The 17,259-nt window shown below is 71.6% G+C and carries 17 protein-coding genes and 1 pseudogene; 11 read left to right on the top strand and 7 right to left on the bottom strand.

The genetic code is table 11. The features are described 5' to 3' along the window. The 4 genes from AXW62_RS10335 to AXW62_RS10320 all read right to left on the bottom strand — a co-directional run. The coding region (locus AXW62_RS10335; protein WP_174556373.1) for a phage holin family protein at nt 1–1,509 on the bottom strand (1,509 nt) is incomplete at its 3' end. 141 nt (nt 1,510–1,650) lie between these two features. Further along, nucleotides 1,651–2,373: a methyltransferase domain-containing protein gene (locus tag AXW62_RS10330; protein ID WP_252368564.1), complete on the bottom strand. Its 723-nt coding sequence runs from the start codon at nt 2,371–2,373 to the stop codon at nt 1,651–1,653. Nucleotides 2,374–2,794: 421 nt separating this feature from the next. After that, nucleotides 2,795–3,208 carry an ATP-binding protein gene (locus AXW62_RS10325; protein ID WP_063817560.1) on the bottom strand — a complete coding sequence of 138 codons (414 nt, stop codon included), beginning with the start codon at nt 3,206–3,208 and terminating at the stop codon, nt 2,795–2,797. 52 nt (nt 3,209–3,260) lie between these two features. After that, a complete protein-coding gene (locus AXW62_RS10320) occupies nt 3,261–4,505 on the bottom strand; it encodes an RNA-guided endonuclease InsQ/TnpB family protein (protein WP_060944245.1) in 1,245 nt (414 codons plus the stop codon). 27 nt (nt 4,506–4,532) lie between these two features. On the opposite strand from AXW62_RS10320, the gene tnpA reads away from it, so the two are divergent. The 3 genes from tnpA to AXW62_RS10305 all read left to right on the top strand — a co-directional run bounded on the left by tnpA (nt 4,533) and on the right by AXW62_RS10305 (nt 6,161). After that, entirely contained in the window at nt 4,533–4,949 is a 417-nt protein-coding gene (gene tnpA, locus AXW62_RS10315) for an IS200/IS605 family transposase (RefSeq protein WP_079115556.1), read from the top strand. Between the two features lie 157 nt (nt 4,950–5,106). Further along, the gene (locus AXW62_RS10310) at nt 5,107–5,928 is read left to right on the top strand and encodes a helix-turn-helix domain-containing protein (protein WP_060944247.1); all 822 of its coding nucleotides are present in this window, start codon (nt 5,107–5,109) and stop codon (nt 5,926–5,928) included. Further along, nucleotides 5,925–6,161: a DUF397 domain-containing protein gene (locus AXW62_RS10305; protein WP_060944243.1), complete on the top strand. Its 237-nt coding sequence runs from the start codon at nt 5,925–5,927 to the stop codon at nt 6,159–6,161. The genes AXW62_RS10310 and AXW62_RS10305 overlap by 4 nt, the downstream gene beginning before the upstream one ends. 76 nt (nt 6,162–6,237) lie before the next feature. Here AXW62_RS10305 and AXW62_RS10300 read toward each other — a convergent pair whose 3' ends face one another. After that, nucleotides 6,238–7,389: a Gfo/Idh/MocA family protein gene (locus tag AXW62_RS10300; RefSeq protein ID WP_060944242.1), complete on the bottom strand. Its 1,152-nt coding sequence runs from the start codon at nt 7,387–7,389 to the stop codon at nt 6,238–6,240. Further along, nucleotides 7,386–8,141, bottom strand: coding sequence for a DeoR/GlpR family DNA-binding transcription regulator (locus tag AXW62_RS10295; protein ID WP_030832441.1), 756 nt, complete (start codon nt 8,139–8,141; stop codon nt 7,386–7,388). The genes AXW62_RS10300 and AXW62_RS10295 overlap by 4 nt, the downstream gene beginning before the upstream one ends. Before the next feature lie 295 nt (nt 8,142–8,436). Here AXW62_RS10295 and solA point away from each other — a divergent pair, with 295 nt between their 5' ends. The 8 genes from solA (at nt 8,437) to AXW62_RS10255 (ending at nt 16,902) form a co-directional block, all read left to right on the top strand. Continuing rightward, nucleotides 8,437–9,570, top strand: coding sequence for an N-methyl-L-tryptophan oxidase (gene solA / locus AXW62_RS10290; protein WP_060944241.1), 1,134 nt, complete (start codon nt 8,437–8,439; stop codon nt 9,568–9,570). A 114-nt stretch (nt 9,571–9,684) separates the two neighbouring features. Continuing rightward, a complete protein-coding gene (locus AXW62_RS10285; protein ID WP_060944240.1) occupies nt 9,685–10,545 on the top strand; it encodes a substrate-binding periplasmic protein in 861 nt (286 codons plus the stop codon). Between the two features lie 46 nt (nt 10,546–10,591). After that, nucleotides 10,592–11,365 carry an amino acid ABC transporter permease gene (locus AXW62_RS10280; RefSeq protein WP_030832447.1) on the top strand — a complete coding sequence of 258 codons (774 nt, stop codon included), beginning with the start codon at nt 10,592–10,594 and terminating at the stop codon, nt 11,363–11,365. After that, nucleotides 11,362–12,099, top strand: a complete 738-nt coding sequence (locus AXW62_RS10275; RefSeq protein ID WP_030832449.1) for an amino acid ABC transporter ATP-binding protein — start codon at nt 11,362–11,364, stop codon at nt 12,097–12,099. Before AXW62_RS10280 ends, AXW62_RS10275 begins: the two co-directional genes overlap by 4 nt. A gap of 291 nt (nt 12,100–12,390) precedes the next feature. Next, nucleotides 12,391–13,419: a 1-phosphofructokinase family hexose kinase gene (locus AXW62_RS10270; RefSeq protein ID WP_060944239.1), complete on the top strand. Its 1,029-nt coding sequence runs from the start codon at nt 12,391–12,393 to the stop codon at nt 13,417–13,419. Then, nucleotides 13,416–14,834 carry an FGGY-family carbohydrate kinase gene (locus AXW62_RS46635; RefSeq protein ID WP_060944238.1) on the top strand — a complete coding sequence of 473 codons (1,419 nt, stop codon included), beginning with the start codon at nt 13,416–13,418 and terminating at the stop codon, nt 14,832–14,834. Before AXW62_RS10270 ends, AXW62_RS46635 begins: the two co-directional genes overlap by 4 nt. A 3-nt stretch (nt 14,835–14,837) precedes the next feature. Beyond that, complete coding sequence (locus AXW62_RS10260; RefSeq protein WP_060944237.1) at nt 14,838–15,689, top strand: class II fructose-bisphosphate aldolase; 852 nt, start codon at nt 14,838–14,840, stop codon at nt 15,687–15,689. 187 nt (nt 15,690–15,876) lie between these two features. After that, nucleotides 15,877–16,902 carry an aldo/keto reductase gene (locus AXW62_RS10255; RefSeq protein WP_060944236.1) on the top strand — a complete coding sequence of 342 codons (1,026 nt, stop codon included), beginning with the start codon at nt 15,877–15,879 and terminating at the stop codon, nt 16,900–16,902. 133 nt (nt 16,903–17,035) lie between these two features. Here AXW62_RS10255 and AXW62_RS10250 read toward each other — a convergent pair. Then, nucleotides 17,036–17,259, bottom strand: a pseudogene (locus tag AXW62_RS10250) (TetR/AcrR family transcriptional regulator); the annotation flags it as partial.

Raw genomic sequence — 17,259 nt, 5'->3', positions numbered from 1 at the left:
GGCCATGGGCACGTCGGTCTCGGGCTTCTCCGGGCGGCGCAGCGCCGCCCGCCCCGCCGTACGCGCCTCCGCCCCGCTCGGGGTCCGTCCGGCCCGCCGCGACACGGGCAGACCGCAGCCGGCCCGCACCAGGTCCTCCAGCGTCAGCCCGTAGGCCCCCGCGAAGGTTTCGCCGGGGCTCTGGCCGTGGTCGGACAGCAGCACGATCCGGTAGTCGCGCGGGGCGTGCTCGGCGACCTTGGCGATCAGCGCGATGGAGCGGTCGAGCCGGGCGAGCACCTGCTGGGCGTCCCGGCTGCGCGGCCCCGAGTGGTGGGCCACCTCGTCGTACGCCACCAGATCGGCGTAGATCGCGGTACGGCCCGAGAGGATGTCCCCCATCACCGCCGTCACCACCACGTCCCGCTCCACGACGGTGGCGAACGCCCGGATCAACGGATACAGCCCGCCCCGCTTGACCCGGGGCCTCTCGCGGCGCAGCTTGGCGCGCGTGGACTGGCAGATCTCCCGCACGACCTCGGCGAGGAACGACACGGCGGTACGGGTCGCGTTGGCGGGGTCGGAGAAGTACGCGAAGTAGCCGGAGCGGGAGCGGTTGTGCTTGCCCCGCCGCGCCGCGACCGACAGCACCAGGGCCAGCTGGTCGGCGCCGCCAGTGAACAGGTTGCCCCGGCTCGCCCCGTCCACCGCGAGCAGTCCGTCGTGTCCCGCGCGGGCGGCCGCGCGGCGCTGAAGCACCGCCGCGCTGGTCGGCCGGTTGCTCACCATCACCTCCCGGGTCCTCTTCTCGTACCAGCGGAAGGCGGGCACGTCCTCGTTGGAGCCGTGCAGGATGCCCAGTTGGCTGGCGCCGGTCTGGCTGGACCAGTCGGTGCGCCAGGGCGTGACCTCGTGGCTGCCGCGCACCCAGCCCGCGACGGTGGGCATCACCGGAGGCCGGTTCTCGCGCTCCCGCAGCGCCTCCCGCAGCACCGCGTGCCCCACCCCGTCGAGTTGCAGGAACACCGTCCCCGGGGGCTGTGCGCACCCTCCGTCCTCGCCGAGCCGCCGCCTGCGCCGCCCGGCCAGCCGCGCCAGCCGCCGCCGGTACGCCCCGTCGTCCCGCACGGTCAGGAAGGTACTCGTGGCCGACGACGCGGCCGACATCACGGCCGCGACCACGACGGCGGTCTCCGGCTCGACGGCGCCGCGCCCGGCCGGGATCAGGCTGAGGGCGATCAGCAGCATCGAGCCGTTGAGCACGAACACCAGCAGCCCCAGCACCAGCGCGGGCATCAGCAGCAGCGCCCGCACGAGCAGTGGCCACACCAGCGCGCTGAGCACACCGAAGGCCCCCGCCCCGCTGGCCGCGGTGATCGCGATCCGGGTCGCGCTGTCACCGTCGCCTGACTTCAAGCTGAAGTCGGGGAGGATCCCGGCGAGCGCCAGCATGGTGAGCGTGGACACCGCCCACACCGCCGTCACCCGCAGCAGGGCTCCCCCCACGGTCTTCCATCGGGGCTTCTGCACGCCGCGGCCTCACTTCGCATCACCGGCCCGTGCCAAGCGCACGAGCCGGCCTCCAGCGTTGCACAGCGCTTCCGCGCCCCGGAGGACGGTGGGTTACCAGGACGATTCCATTCCGCTTACCGCAGCCCACGCGCACGGCCGCTACGGGGCCCAGCAGTCGCCCGGATCGTCCAGCCATACGCGCTGCCCGGCCGGGCCGACCGTCAGGCCGAAGCGGGTGTGGTCCGGCCTGCCGTGGCCGACCCACCACCGGTACGCGGCCTCCACCTCGTCCCACAACCGACGCTCCCCCGCCTGCCGGACGCGCGCCTCCGCCACCCCCGCACGGACCCAGGAGCGGTCGGTCAGCCCGTAGAACCACACGGGCCGCGCGCCGTCGCACCGGTCGGCCACGGCCTGGACGCAGTTCGGCACCCGGAGCCCCAGCGCGAAGCGGAGGGCGGAGTACGGCGGGGTGATGAACTCGCTCTCGGTGATACCGGTGACGGACGCATCGGCGCCACCGTCCCCGCCCCCGACCGGGACGTACGCCCCGTGCGGCGGCAGCGACAGCCGCTGGGTACGCAGCTTCATGAACTCGACGGGGCGGGCGAAACGCCCCGACGCGGTCCCGTTCCGCACCACCAGCCGGACCACGGCGTCCGCGTGGGTGTAGTGCGTGCCCCAGGGGGCGACGATCAGACCCCCGGGCCGCGTCTGCCCGATCCACGCCCCGGGGACCTCCCGGAGCCCGACGGTGGCCAGGACCCGGTCGTACGGCGCGTTGCCCGCATGCCCCTTCGCGCCGTCACCGACCACGACGCGCGGATGCCACCCGGCCGCGTCCAGCCGGGCACCCGCATGGCGCGAAACGGAAGGGTCCACCTGTCGTCGGTTGGGTGCGGCGCCGTCTCGCGCCTTCGGCGCATTTGAGCATGGGTCGGGGGGGGCGCGGGGCACCGCCGCCGACCGCCGGGCCACCGGGTGCGAGCGCCGGTGGCGGCGTCCGCGCTCGGGGGCCAGGCCGCCGCCGGACTTCCGGGTTCGTTCCGGACGGGGGGTGGGACACCCTCTCGAAAATGCTTGATAAATTAGTTGCGTCAGATCAAGCGTTTTCAGGAGGGGTACCCGGAGGGCCCACCGGGTCGCACTCCGGATCGGATCTCGCCCTTCGCGCCGCCGAGCCGCCACGGCCCCCACGCCCCACCTGCCCGGCAGCCGGCGGCGGCGCCGCGCCCCCCACCCCCCGGACCCATGCTCAATTGCGCCGAAGGCGCGAGACGGCGCCGCGCATGACCAAGCACCGCTAGAGGCGGATTCGGGCCCAGACCGTCTTGCCGACCACGCGCTCCCGGATGCCCCATGCCTCGGCGAAGGCGTCCACGATCGCCAGACCGCGCCCCGATTCGTCGTCCGGTGTCGCGTCCGCGAGGAGAGGGCAACCCTCCCGGGGGTCGGACACCTCGACGCCGACCATTTTCTCTGCGTCATATGCGATACGCACGTCGAAGTACCGCCCCGGTACGCGCCCGTGGCGAACGGCGTTGGTCGCCAACTCGGAGACGACCAGCAGGACGAGACCGGCCGAGCCCCGGTCCAGGCCCCAGGCGCCGAGAGCGGCATGGGCAGCGCGGCGGGCGCGGGGGACGGATGGGGGGACGGACGTAAACCTCTGCTTCCAGCCATGAAGGGGATTTACGTCGTGACTTTCCGCGTTCATGCTCCCACTGTCAGTGCAGGCGGCTACCTTCACCATTGACGTGCTCCCTGGCCTAAAGTCCAGGGATTCCGGCCTGGGTCGTCTGACCCGTCCGGGGGCTTCCTGCTTCACCGCGCTGTGCGGGCACGTGTGCCCGTCTTACCGGCGCTCCACAGGCGTTTGGCGTCTCCGCCCGTCCGGCGGCGACGATACGGCGTCCTTCGAAGAGGACGTTTCGGGCTGCGTTGTGGTCGCGGTCGTGCACGGTGCCGCACGCGCTGCACGCCCACTCCCGGACGTGGAGGGGCTTGGGGCCGTCCCGGAATCCGCAGGCCGAGCAGACCTGGGATGACGGGAAAGCACGGTCCACCTTGGCGAAGGTGCGGCCGTGCTTGATCGCCTTGTACTCCAGCATGCCGACGAACGCGGACCATCCCGCGTCGTGCACGGACTTGGCCAGACGGGTGCGTCCGAGACCGGACACCGCGAGGTCTTCCACGTACACCGCTTGGTTGTCGCGCATGATCTGCGTGGATGCCTTGTGGTGCCAGTCCCGGCGCTGGTCCGCCACGCGGGCGTGCTCGCGTGCGACCTTGATACGGGCCTTGGCCCGGTTCTTCGATCCCTTGGCCTTGCGGGACAACTCCCGCTGAAGGCGCTTGAGCTTCTTCTCGGCCCGGCGCAGGAAGCGCGGGCTGTCGATCTTGCGGCCATCGGACAGGACGGCGAAGGCGGACAGGCCGAGGTCGATCCCGGCGTCGGTCTCCGCCTCGGGCAGGATGTCCGGCTCGGTGTCCACCACGAAGCTGAGGAAGTACCGGCCGCAGCTGTCCTTGGTGACGGTCACAGACGTCGGGGCTGTCGAAAGCCGACGTGACCACGTGACCTTGAGGTTGCCGACCTTGGCCACATACACCGTGCCGTCGTCCTGGATGCGGAAGGCGTTGGTGTTGAGGCGGATCGACTGCCGGGTGTCCTTCTTCGACTTGTACCGTGGCGGCCCGACCTTGCGGCCTGGCCGCTTGCCCTTGAGGCTGTCGAAGAAGTTCTTGTAGGCGGTGTCCAGGTCCCGAAGCGACTGTTGCAGGACGACCGCTGACACATCGGCGAGCCAGGCGCGCTCCTCGGTGCGCTTGGCCTGGGTGATACGCAGCCGGGACAACTCGGCCGACGTCACATACGGCAGACCTGCCGCGTGTGCTTCCTTGCGGTCGCGCAGGCAGTCGTTCCACACCACCCGGGCGCATCCGAACGCCTTCGCCAGCGCACGGCGCTGGGAGGCGTCCGGGTAGGCCCGGTAGTTGTAGCGGAGCTGCACGCCCAGGAGCTTACTACGATTGGTCTCATGGATGGGAAGGATGACTACAGGCGTGGCAGACAGGTTGTTTCAGCGATGCATGTGCACTTGGTCTTCGTGACGAAGTACCGGCGCGGGGTGTTCAACGACGAGATGCTCACGCGCTGCGAAGAGATCATGCGCAAGGTCTGTGAGGACTTCGAAGCCGAGTTGAAGGAGTTCAACGGTGAGCGCGATCACGTCCACCTCCTGGTGCACTACCCGCCCAAGGTCGCCGTCTCCAAGCTGGTCAACAGCCTCAAGGGCGTCTCCGCCCGCCGGATACGGCAGGAGTTCACCGGCCGGATCAACCACGCCCTCATGCACGGGCACCTGTGGTCGCCCTCGTACCTCTCCGCATCGTGTGGCGGAGCACCGCTGGCGATCGTCCGCCGGTACATCGAGCAGCAAAAACGTCCGCTCTAACGGGCACGCCACAGCAGTCTTGAGATGCATTCATCCCCGGCGTGAACGCCGGGGCTTTCTGCAAGGAACCCGGTAACAGAGCGTCGACTGCGGCGAGCAACAACTCCTGTCGAACGCCGGTTGATTGACGTTGACCGTTGTTGAGGGGGTGGCCCGCGTGGCCCAGTCGAAGAAGAAGGACTCCGCTCCGCCGACCGTGCAGTACTTCGCCGCTGTCCTGCGCCTTCTGCGGGAACGAGCGGGGCTCACCCAGGACGAGCTGGGCGCGTTGATGAACTACACCGGATCGGCGGTGAGCGCAGTCGAGACGTGCGCGAAGCCGCCGACGGACGAGTTCATCGACGCGGCCGAGAAAGCTCTGGACGCGGGTGGGCTGCTCCGTTCCGCGATCAAGTATTTGAAGCTGGAGCGGTATCCGGCTCACTTCCAGGGTTTCGTTCAACTGGAGCAGGAAGCGCTGAGGGTGTCGTCGTACTGCACCCAGCTGATCGATGGCTTGCTACAGACCGAGGGATACGCACGCGAGGTGCTCAAGGCGGCCTTTCCGCCGTTGGAACCCGACGAGGTGGAGGCACTTACCCAGGCGCGGATGGACCGCAAGGCTCTCTTGGACCGCAAGCCAATGGCAGTGGTGAACGTGATCCTCGACGAACCGGCCCTCCGACGTCAGCTCGGCGGGCCCGAAATCATGGGCGCCCAACACGCGTACCTTATCGAGTGCGCAGCACGGCCGAATGTGGTCATCCAGGTCTTGCCAATGAGTCCGGGCGGGCACGCGGGGCTCCAAGGCCCGATGAAGCTGGTCGAAACTGCGGACCAGGCAGCACTGGCCTATACAGAGAGCCACGGGAAGAGCACCCTCATCTCGAAACCCAATGAGGCAGCGGTCCTAGCCCGCCGTTATGCCATGATCAGGTCGCAAGCCCTCGGCCCCGAGGAATCCGTGAGCTTCATCGAACAGTTGATGGGTGAGCTATGAGCCGACTCAGGTGGTTCAAGAGCCGCTACAGCGACAACACGGGTGGCCAGTGCGTCGAAGTCGCCTACGACTGGCACAAGTCCAGCTACAGCGATTCCAGCGGTGGCGACTGCGTCGAGGTCGCCACCACCCCCACCACCGTCCACATACGGGACTCCAAGAACCCCGACGGCCCCCACCTCCGCATAGCCGCCACCGCCTGGACGGACTTCCTGGCCTTCGCCGCCCGCTGACCCCCGAGCCGCGATGTCAGCCACGTCGCGGCACGCTGGAAGACGACGCTGAACCAGTTCCACCTGCCCAGGAGCGTCAGGGCGTCAGGGCCCACGGTTGCCGCACGGTGGTCACCGGCCGACCGGTGCGTGCCGCTTCTTCCACGGCCAGGCCGAGATAGTGGTCCTGGCAGGCTTCGGCCAGGGGGTAGGGCCCGAGGTCTCCGGCGAGCCGGTCGGCCATCCGTGACAGGCAGGTGGCGATGGCGATTTCCTCGTCGGCCAGGCGGGCGGGGGCGTAAGGGTTGCGGTAGAGGCGGTCCGGGCCGAGGGAGATGCCTTCCAGGTGGAAGCCGCCGAGGTCGGCGCCGGTGCCGGTCTGGTGCCGTTCGAACCGCAGGAGGCTGGGGGTGCGCGGGGTGTGCAGGCAGGTGACGCGGTCGTCGATGAGTTCGCCTCGCTGCCCCCGGACAACGAGGCGGCGGCCGAGCAGCGGATGGAACCACTGGCCGGAGGTGAAGTCGTAGAGCCCGAGCCGGTCGCCGAAGTGCAGGGTGGCGATGGTCTGCCGGGCGGCGGTCGTTCCTTCCCGCTGCCATCCGTCCCGTCCGGGGCCGTGCGCCAGCTCGCTGGTGAACTCCACCGCCGTCACGGTTGCGTCGGCCATGCCGACCCCGAGGAACCGTCGTAGCAGACTGATGGCGTGGTAGGTCTGGGCGACCGAGACCTGAGCCGATGTCATCTCGCCCAGAACTCCACGCGAGGCCGCCTGGAGGGCGGCCGCGTAGGTCGGCAGGTACTGGTACTGCTCGGCGACTTCGACCACCGCGTCACCGACCGCGTCGACCAGGGCGGTCATCTCCTCGAGGCCGGCCGCCGGCGGGGTCTCGGACAGCACCGGTACGCCTCTTCGGGTCAGCTCGGCGACGGTGTGAGCGTTGACGGCGCGGGGCAGTGCGGTGACGACGAAGTCCGGCCGGCCGACGGCGAGCAGTTCCTCAAGGCTGCCGAAGACCGGCACCGACCAGGTGCGGTGGAGCTCCGCGCGCCGCTGTGGGCGGCGTGCTACCACACCGGCCACCTGGAACCGGTCCGGCAGCGCGTGGGCGATCCGCAAGTAGAACTCGGCGCGCCATCCGCTGCCCACCAGCCCGAAGCTCACCGGCCGGGGCGGCCGGGACGGCTGGGGCAGTCCGGACGGCTGGGCGTCGGGAGCCGGTGCGGGCTCCCGCTTTCCGGCGGGGTTCACACCACCACCACATGCGGTCCCGCGGCGTTCAGCGCCGCGCTCTGCTCGGCGTCGAGGTCATTCGTGATCAGTACCTCGATGTCGGACAGCTCTCCGTACCGCCACAGCGCGGCCTCGCCGATCTTGGTGCGGTCCACCAGCAGTACCCGGCGCCGGGCGGAGCGCAGGATCTGCCGCTTGACCTCGGCCTCGGCGGCGTCCGGGGTGGTCAGGCCGCGTTCCAGGCTGATCCCGTTGGCGCCGAGGAAGGCGACGTCCACGTTGATCTCCCGCAGGCTGCGCAGGGCGAAGTTGTCCACCTCACCGAGGGTGACGGCGCGGACCCGGCCGCCCAGGGTGATGACGGTCAGCTGCGGGCGGGGGGTCAGCATCATCGCCACCGGCAGCGAGTTGGTGTAGACGATGAGCTGCAGGTCCGGGGGCAGCTGCTCGGCCAGCAGGGCCGTGGTGGAGCCGGATTCGATGAACACCGAGCCCTGCGGGGGGAGTTCGGCCAGGGCCGCCTTGGCGATCCGCTTCTTCTCCTCGGTCCACTCGGTGCGGGCCGCCACTTCTGGCTCCGCCAGCAGCTGGTTCACCGGGACCGCGCCGCCGTGCACCCGGCGCAGCAGGCCCAACTGCTGAAGCGCGTTGAGGTCCTTGCGTACGGTCTCGGCGGTCACCCGCAGGTCGCGGGCGAGTTGGGCGACCTCGACCCGGCCGGCCGCGGTGGCGTACCGCATGATCTCCTGCTGCCGCTCGGTGGCGTACAGAGAGCCTCCGGATGTCCCCTGGCGCGGCCGGTCGGCCGCCGGAGCCCGGTCAGTGGTCATGGCACTCCAATGGTGAGGGATGGGGTGCGGGTGCGGGCGACCGACGCTACCGCGTCGACTCCGGTCGGCAGGGGCGTTTGCCAGATGCCGCTCGCGCCCGGTGCGGTACTGCCCGACCAGCATAGCTTGTTAATTCTGTGGCTCGACTCTTGTTTATCTGCGTTTGGCCGTGCTTTCTTTCTGTTCAGCGATCGGCGAGCAGCCGACGAACGGACAAGGGCGGAGGTGTGCGTCCATGGATGCGCAGGTGGGCGTCGTGGGCCTGGGAGCGGCCGGAAGCGCGGCGCTGTGGCGTCTGGCGGCCCGGGGCGCGGACGTGGTGGGTATCGAACAGTTCACCCCCGGCCACGACCGCGGCTCCTCCCACGGGCACTCCCGGCTGTTCCGCATGGCCACCTCCGAAGGGCCGCAGTACGCGGCGCTCGCCCGGCGCGCCCACGACCTGTGGCGCGAGCTGGAGCGGGTGAGCGGCGAGCGGTTGCTCGACCTGCCCGGCGGGCTGTCCATCGGTGCTCCCGACAGCGATCTGGTCAAGCAGGTCCGGCAGGTGACACAGGACTGCGGCCTGCCGCACGACCTGCTGGACCACGCGGAACTGCTGCGCAGATACCCACAGCACCGGATCGCCGACGAGGCGGTGGCCGTGCTCGACCCGGCCACCGGGTTCATCCGGCCGGAGGCCGCGATCCGGGCGGCGGCCCGCACCGCGGTGGGCGCCGGGGCGCGCATCATCGACTCCGCCCGGGTGGAGGAGATCCTCCCGGACCACGACGGCGTGCTGATCCGCACCTCGGAGCGGGACATCCGGGTCGGCACCGCGGTGGTGGCGGCCGGTGCCTGGCTGCCCCGGCTGCTGCCCGACCTCGCCATCCCGCTGCGGGTCCGGCGGGCGATCCTGACCTGGTTCACCCCGCGGCCCGGCCGGGAGGAGCTGTTCACCCCCGAGCGGTTCCCGGTCTTCACCCACCAGGCGGGCGACCGGGTCGGCTGGGGCGCCCCGATGATCGACGCCACCGGGGTCAAGGTCGGCATGCAGGACAACGGCGGCTACCTGATCGACGACCCCTACGCCAACGCCGCCGAGGTGCGGCCCGAGGAGTACGAGGCGGTCACCGACTTCGTCCGCACCCATCTGCCCGACCTGGTCCCGCAGGTGCGCACCCCCCGGGGATGCATGATCACCATGACCCCCGACGAGGCGTTCTCCATCGGGTTCAGCTCCGCCTATCCGCGGGTGGTCCTGCTGGCCGCCTGCTCCGGTCACGGCTTCAAGCACGCCTCGGCCGTCGGCGAGATCGGCGCCGACCTCGCGCTGGGCCGCACCCCCGCGCTCGACATCAGCGGCTTCTCACCCGACCGGTTCCGCTGACCGCGGCCGGTGCGGGCCGGCCGCTCCGGCCCGCCACGCCATCACCCGTCACCCGTCACCCCTTCCGACTCCCCCCACATCACCTCACTCACCCACCACGCACCGGGAGTTCCCATGCCACGCCGCCGCGCCCTGCCTGCCGCCGCGCTGGTTGCCGCCGCCCTCGCCCTGACCGCCTGTGGTGGCGGCAGCGGGACCGCGTCCACCCACGACAACCCCTATGGCCTGGTGGAGCCGGGCGTGCTCAGCCTGGCGACGACCGGCTCCTCACAGCCGTTCTCCTACACGGACAAAAGCGGCAAGGTCGTCGGGTTCGACCTCGCGGTCTACCAGGAGCTCGCCAAGCGCCTCGGCCTGAAGACCAAGGTCAAGACCTACGAGTTCGACTCCATCCTGCCCATGGTCAGCACCCACCAGGTGGACATCGCGATGAACTCCATCGCGGACACCGACGAACGCCGCAAGAGCGTGTCCTTCACCCTGCCCAACTACACCGGGACGATGGACGTGCTGGTCCGCAACGGCTCCTCGATCGGCAGCGGGGCCGCGGGCATCAAGGGCAAGAGGGTCGCCGTCCAGGCGGCCAGCATGTCGGCGCTCTACGCCGAGAAGTACTTCACCGACTCCACGCTGGTGACCTTCCCCGACACCGGGGCCGCGGTGACCGCGCTGCGCTCGAAGAACGTCGACGCGGCCTTCCTCGACGGCCAGGAGGCCAACAAGTTCACCACCCAGTACGCCGTGCACACCACCTATGCCACCGCCGACCCCAAGAACCGCGGCGCGGCCGTGGTGGTCAACAAGAAGCAGACCGCGCTGCGCAAGGCGCTCAACAAGCAGTTGCGCGCCATCGTCGCGGACGGAACCTACCAGCGGCTGTTCACCAAGTGGGCGCCCCAGGAGAAGCCCGCCCCGCAGCTGGCCTTCCTGAAGAAGTACTACGCCGAGCACCCCAGCAACAGCTACCCCAACTGATCCGCCGTCCACCGCACGCACCGCCGGCTCACATCGGAGACAGCACATGGACTCGGTGCTCCAAACCTTCTTCGACGTCCACCTGATGGCGTCGGTCTTCCCCGACCTGATCCGCATCGGACTGGTCAACACCCTGACCCTGGCCGGAGGAGCCACCGCCATCGGTCTGGTGGTCGGGATGGCCCTGGCCCTGGCCGCCCTCTCCCGCCGGGTGTGGCTGCGCTGGCCCGCCCGGGTCTACGTGGACATCTTCCGCGGCCTGCCGATCATCCTGACCATCTTCCTGCTGGGTCAGGGGCTGCCGCTGGCCGGCGTCCACCCCTTCGGCACCAACTCCTACCCCTACGGGATCGTCGCCCTGGGGCTGGTCACCGGCTCCTACATCAGCGAGATCTTCCGCTCCGGCATCCAGGCCGTCGCGCCGGGCCAGCTGGAAGCGGCCCGCGCCCTGGGCATGCCGTACCTCACCGCCATGCGGCTGGTCGTCGTCCCGCAGGGAGTGCGCAACGTCCTGCCCGCCCTGACCAACCAGTTCATCGGCACCATCAAGGACTCCAGCCTGGTCTACCTGCTGGGCTTCGCCGAGGGCCAGCGGGAGCTCTACCGCATCGGCCAGGACGTGGCGCAGCGCACCGGGAACATGTCCTCGCTGGTGGCGGCGGGCCTGATGTACCTGGTGATCACCGTACCGCTGACCCATCTGGTGAACCTTCTGGACCGCAGGCTGAAGAACGGCCGGCCGAAGACCGCCGCCCCGCAGGCCGGTGACGGCCCCGGCCCCGACGCCCGCCCGACACCGATGGAGGTGACCAGCGCATGAGCGGCACCGCCGTCGTCCGGATCGAGGCGCTGCACAAGTCGTTCGGTCCGCTGAAGGTCCTCAAGGGGATCGACCTGGAGATCGGGCAGGGCGAGGTGGTGGGCATCATCGGCCCCTCCGGCTCGGGGAAGTCCACCCTGCTGCGCACCGTCAACCGGCTGGAGGAACCCACCTCGGGGCGGATCTTCGTGCACGGCGAGGAGATCACCCGCCCGGACACGGACATCGACAAGGTCCGCGGCAAGGTGGGCATGGTCTTCCAGAGCTTCAACCTGTTCCCGCACATGAGCGTGGTGGAGAACGTCGCGGTGGCGCTGCGGAAGATCAGGAAGCTGCCGCGCGAGCAGGCCGACGCCATCGCCCGCCGCCGGCTGGACGAGGTCGGGCTGCTCGCCAAGGCCGAGGCACGGCCCGCCGGCCTCTCCGGCGGGCAGCAGCAACGGGTCGCCATCGCCCGTGCGCTGGCCATGGAGCCGGAGCTGATGCTCTTCGACGAAGCGACGTCCGCTCTCGACCCCGAACTGGTGAAGGGTGTGCTCACCATCATGAGCGGGCTCGCCAAGGGCGGGATGACCATGATGGTGGTCACCCATGAGATGGGTTTCGCCCGCGAGGTGTGCGACCGGGTGGTCTTCATGGACGCCGGGCAGGTGGTCGAACAGGGGCCGCCGGCGCAGATCTTCGGTTCGCCGTCCTCGCCCCGGCTGAGGGACTTCCTCGCCCAGGTGCTGTGAGCGCCCCGGCCACTTCGTATCTCCGGCCACCTTCGTATCTCCGGGCCTCCGTACCTCCGGCCACCTCGTATCTCCGGCCACCTCGTATCTCCGGGCCTTCCGGGCCTCCGGGCCTCCGGGCCTCCGGGCCTCCGGGCCTCCGGGCCTCCGGGCCTCCGGGCCTCCGGGCCTCCGGGCCGCACGGTACCCGGCCCGGGTACCGGCCAGGCGCGGCCGAGGCCGCGCACGGCCCGCACCACCCCGGCACAACGGCCGACCCACCCCCGACCGACCCCAACGGAATGGAAACGCGTGGATACCCACAGGCGGGACGACGACACGACGCCGCGGACGCGTGACCGGCACCACGGCGGCCACCGCATCCGGATCGTCGGCCCCAACCCCGCCATGGACAGGATCGAGTACCTCGACCGGCTGGAGCCCCACACCGTCAACCGGTCACTGGAGACCCGCATCCTCCCCGGCGGCAAGAGCCTCATCGTCGCCCGGGCCGTGAGCCGGCTGGGCGGCCGCCCGGTGCTCTACGGCTTCCTGGGCGGAGTCGTCGGCCGCTACATCAGCGAGCAGTGCGCCACCCTCGGCATCGAGGACCGGCACACCGTGATCAGCGGTGAGACCAGGATCAACCCGGTCCTGGTCGAACGGTCGACCGGCCACTCGACCGTCATCAACGAGACCGGCCCGACGATCCGGCCGCAGGAGGCCGAACGGCTGCTGCGGGCGCTGGCCGACGACTGCGCCGAGGGCGACCACGTGGTCCTCACCGGCAGTCTCCCTCCGGGGCTCGGCCCGGACTACTACGGCGAACTGGTGACGGCCGTCCGGTCCCGGGGCGCCCGGGCGCTGGTGGACACCAGCGGTCCGGCCCTGGTCGCGGCCGTCCGCCACGACCCGTGGCTGGTGAAGTGCAACGTCGAGGAGTTCACCACCGCCTTCGGCGTGCCGGCCGCGACCGCCGACCCGGCGGACCTCGTTCCGGCCCTGCGTGACCTGCTCGGCGGCGGCCTGAAGACCGTCGTCGTCACCCTGGGCGCCCAAGGACTGCTCGCGGTGACCGCCGACCGGGCGCTCACCGTCCTGCCGCCCGCCGTCCGCACCGTCAACGCGACCGGCTCCGGGGACACCTTCCTGGCCGCCTTCGCGCTCGCCTGCGCCCGCGGCGCGGGTCTGGAGGAGGCGCTGCGCCAGGGCACGGCTGCCGCCGCCGCCAACGCGGCGGTCCTCGAACCGGACCTGGGCCCGTCCCCGGACCTCACGGCGCTGCTCGCCGGGGTCCGGGTGCGGCACCCGCGGCCGCTCGCCCCGGAGGTGACCCCGTGAAGTACGTCGGAGTGGACATCGGCACCACACGCACCAAGGCCGTTGTCTACGACGCGGACCGCCGGCGCGTCACCGCGGAGGCGGCCCGGCCGACCCCGGTCGAACACACCGGTGACGGACCGGTCCGTGACGCCGCCGCCGTGCTGCGAACGGTCGCGGACGCGGTGGCCGAGGCCGTGCGCGATCTGGACGGCCCGCCACCGGCCGCCGTCTCGCTGGCCTCCCTCAGCGAGGAAATCGTCCTGGTCGGAGCGGACGGCAGCCCCCTGCTGCCGGTACTGACCTGGTACAACCCGCTGGGCCGGGAGTACGCCGACCACCCGGCCGGCGCCGGCGCCGACGCGCTGCCGGCCGGCGCGGACCCCAGCTTCTCGGTGTTCACCCTGCGCTGGCTGGCCCAGCACCGGCCGCGGCAGCTGAAGGAGACGGAACGGGTCACCGGTCTGGCCGGTTTCGTCGCCGGGCAGCTGGCCGGACACCGGCCGGGCGAGCTGACCATGGACTGGTCGCACGCGTCCCGCACGGGCTGGTTCGACGTACCCACCGGCACCTGGATCACCCCCGCGGTGGAGTGGGCCGGTGCCCACGCGGGCGTACTGCCCCGCCTGGTGCGGCCCGGCACCGCGGTCGGCACGCTCGCCGCCGACGTCTCCGAGCGGTGCGGGCTGCCCGCGGGCATCCCGGTGGTCAGCGCCGGGCACGACCACTTCTGCGGCGCCTACGGCTGCGGCATCCGGCAGCCGGGCGAATCCTTCGTCTCCGCCGGCACCTCCGAGGCCCACCTCATCCTCACCGACACCCCGCCCGTCCCGGATCCGGCCGGGCCCCGCACCGACATCGGCCGGTTCGTCGACGGCGAGCTGTTCTACGTCCACCGCAACCTGCCCTCCGGCCATCTGTACCAGCACTGGCTGCGCCTGCTGGGCCTCACGGACCAGGACCGGCTGCACGAGCTGATGGCCGCCGGGCCGCCGGGCAGCGACGGCGTCCGCTGCCTGATCGCCTCCGACGGCCCGCCCTCGGCCCACTTCCTCCACGTCGGCATCGGCACCGACCGGATCACCCTGATGCGGGCGCTCAGCGAGGGGCTGGCCATGGCCTCCCGCGAGGTCAGCCGCTCACTGCGGGCAGCCACCGGCCGCCGGCCGACTCGGTCGGTGGCCGCGGGGGTGCCCACCCGCCAACCGCTGTGGCGCGAGCTGCGGGCGGCCACCACCGCCGGTGAGCTGCTCACCGTGGATCAGCCGGAATCGGCCGCGCTCGGCGCGGCACTGCTGGCCCAACGCGCCCTCAGCGGCCGCGCCGACAGCCCGGTGCGCCGGCACCCGGTACCGGCCCCCGAAGCCGACAAGGCCACCGCCTACCAGCGGCTGATCGCGTCGTACGACCGTCTCCTGCGCAGCGAAGCGAGCTGACCCATGACCCTGGCCCACCCCGCCGACCTGCTCCCGGCCGCCCGTGCCGCCCGTACCGGAGTCGGCGCCTTCAACGTGATCACCATCGAACACGCCCAAGCCGTCGTCCGCAGCGCCGAAGAGGCCCGGCTGCCGGTCTTCGTCCAGCTCAGCGAGAACGCCGTCCGCTACCACGACGGCATCGAGCCCCTCGCCGCCGCCTGCCGCGAGCTGGCGCGGGCCGCCTCGGTGCCGATCGTGCTCCACCTGGACCACGCCACCTCCTCCGACCTGTGCCGCCGGGCGGTGGACGCCGGATTCACCTCGGTGATGTTCGACGCCTCCACCCTGCCCTACCAGCGCAATGTCACGGCCACCGCCGAGGTGGTGGCCTGGGCCCACCAGGCCGGGGTGTGGGTGGAGGCGGAGCTCGGCGCCATCGGCGGCAAGGACGGTGCCCACGCTCCCGGAGCGCGTACCGTGCCGCACGAGGCGGCCGACTTCGTCGCGGCGACCGGTGTCGATTCGCTCGCGGTGGCGATCGGCACCTCGCACGCCATGCGCGAGCGCAGCGCCCGGATCGACCTGGACCTGCTGGACGCGCTGTACGCGGAGGTCCCGGTGCCGCTGGTGCTGCACGGCTCCTCCGGGCTGTCCGACGAACGGATCGCCCAGGCCGTCGCCCACGGCATCACCAAGGTCAACGTCGGCACCCAGCTCAACCAGGCGTTCACCGCGGCGCTCCGCCACGTCCTGGAACAGACGCCGGACGTGACCGATCCGCGCCGCTACCTGCGGTCGGCGCGCACCGCCGTCGGCCACAGCACCCTGCGGCTCATCCGGACCATCGCCGGGCCCGCCGCCGACCGGCCCTGACCGACCGGGCCCGCCGCGGCCCGCCGCCCAACCGGTGCCTGCGCACCGGCACTTCCCCACCGGCCTCGCCACACCGGCGCCTCCACCGGGCCCGGCGCGGCCCGTCCCGGCCCCGTCCCACCCGGGCCGCGTCCGTCGACCGCCCCGGACGCGCCGGCCCGCACCTACGTCCCCGGAAGGACCCAGCATGACCCCACTGCCCACATCGCTGCCCACGTCCCGGCTCGGCCGCACGGACATGGAGATCACCCGCGTCGGCCTCGGCACCCTCGCCATGGGCGGGGCCGAATGGGTCTCCGGACGCGGCCACCAGGACGACCAGGAGTCGGTGAAGACGCTGCTGCGCGCGGTCGAACTCGGCATCAACTGGCTCGACACCGCCCCCATCTACGGCCGGGGGCACGCCGAACGGGTCGTCGGCCGGGCGCTGCGGGAGCTCCCCGCCGCCGACCGGCCACTGGTCTTCACCAAGGGCGGTCTGCACTGGGACGAGTCCGACCCCAAGGGGGAGCCCCGGCGCGTCACCGACCCCCGCAGCCTGCGCCGGGAGGTCGAGGGCTCACTGCGCCGACTCGGTGTCGAACGCATCGACCTGTACCAGATGCACTGGCCGCCCACCGATGGCACACCGGTCGAGGTCTACTGGGAGACCTTCGTCGAACTGCGTGACGAGGGAAAGATCCGGGCGGCCGGGCTGTCCAATCACGACGTGCCCATGCTGCGGTCGGCCGAGGAGATCGGCCATGTCGACTCCCACCAGCCCCCGTTCTCCGCCCTCAGCCGCCAGGCGGCGGCCGACACCATCCCCTGGTGCGCCGCACACGGCACCGGGGTGATCGTCTACGCCCCGATGGAGTCCGGGCTGCTCAGCGGCGCCTTCTCCCGCGAACGGGTGGCCGCCCTGGACCCCGGCGACTGGCGCCACGGCCACCCTGACTTCACCGGTGAGCGGCTGGAGCGCAACCTGCGGGTGGCGGACGCGCTGACCGAGGTCGCCCAGCGCCACGGGGTGCCGACCAGCGCGGTGGCGGTGGCCTGGACGCTCGCCTTCCCCGGCGTCACCGCCGCGATCGTGGGGGCGAAGAACCCCGGCCAGTTCGACGGCTGGCTCTCCGCGGCCCGGTTGCGCCTCTCCCCGGACGACCTGTCCCTGATCGCCGCCGCCATCACCGCCTCCGGCGCCGGCGCCGGACCGGTGCGCCCCGGGGACTGAGGTGACCGTGGCGGCGCGCCGGACACGCCGGTCGGCCACCGACACCGGACCAGCACACCCCGGGAACTGAGGTGACCGTGACCGCGGACCGGACACACCGGTCGGTGCCGGGCGCGGCCGGCGCCCCCCCGCCTCAGTCCCCGGCGTACGTGGCGTCCGCCGGGGACGGGGAGAGCGGCTCCGGCAGCGGGGTGTTCGCCGCTCCGGCGATGAGGATGTGGAAACCCCAGGTCAGCCGGTCCTGGGGGGATCCGGAGAGGAGCCGCGGGCCGAGGGCGGCGATCCGCGGATGGGTCCGCGGTGAGGCGTCCGTCAGCCCTGCGGCGAGCGCCTGCCACTCCGCCTCGTGGCGGGGGG

It is taken from the genome of Streptomyces hygroscopicus subsp. hygroscopicus (genome assembly GCF_001553455.1).
In the GTDB taxonomy this organism is placed as follows: domain Bacteria; phylum Actinomycetota; class Actinomycetes; order Streptomycetales; family Streptomycetaceae; genus Streptomyces; species Streptomyces hygroscopicus.
The sequence above is the reverse complement of the archived record's forward strand: the minus strand, read 5'-3'. Positions and strand labels throughout refer to the sequence as shown.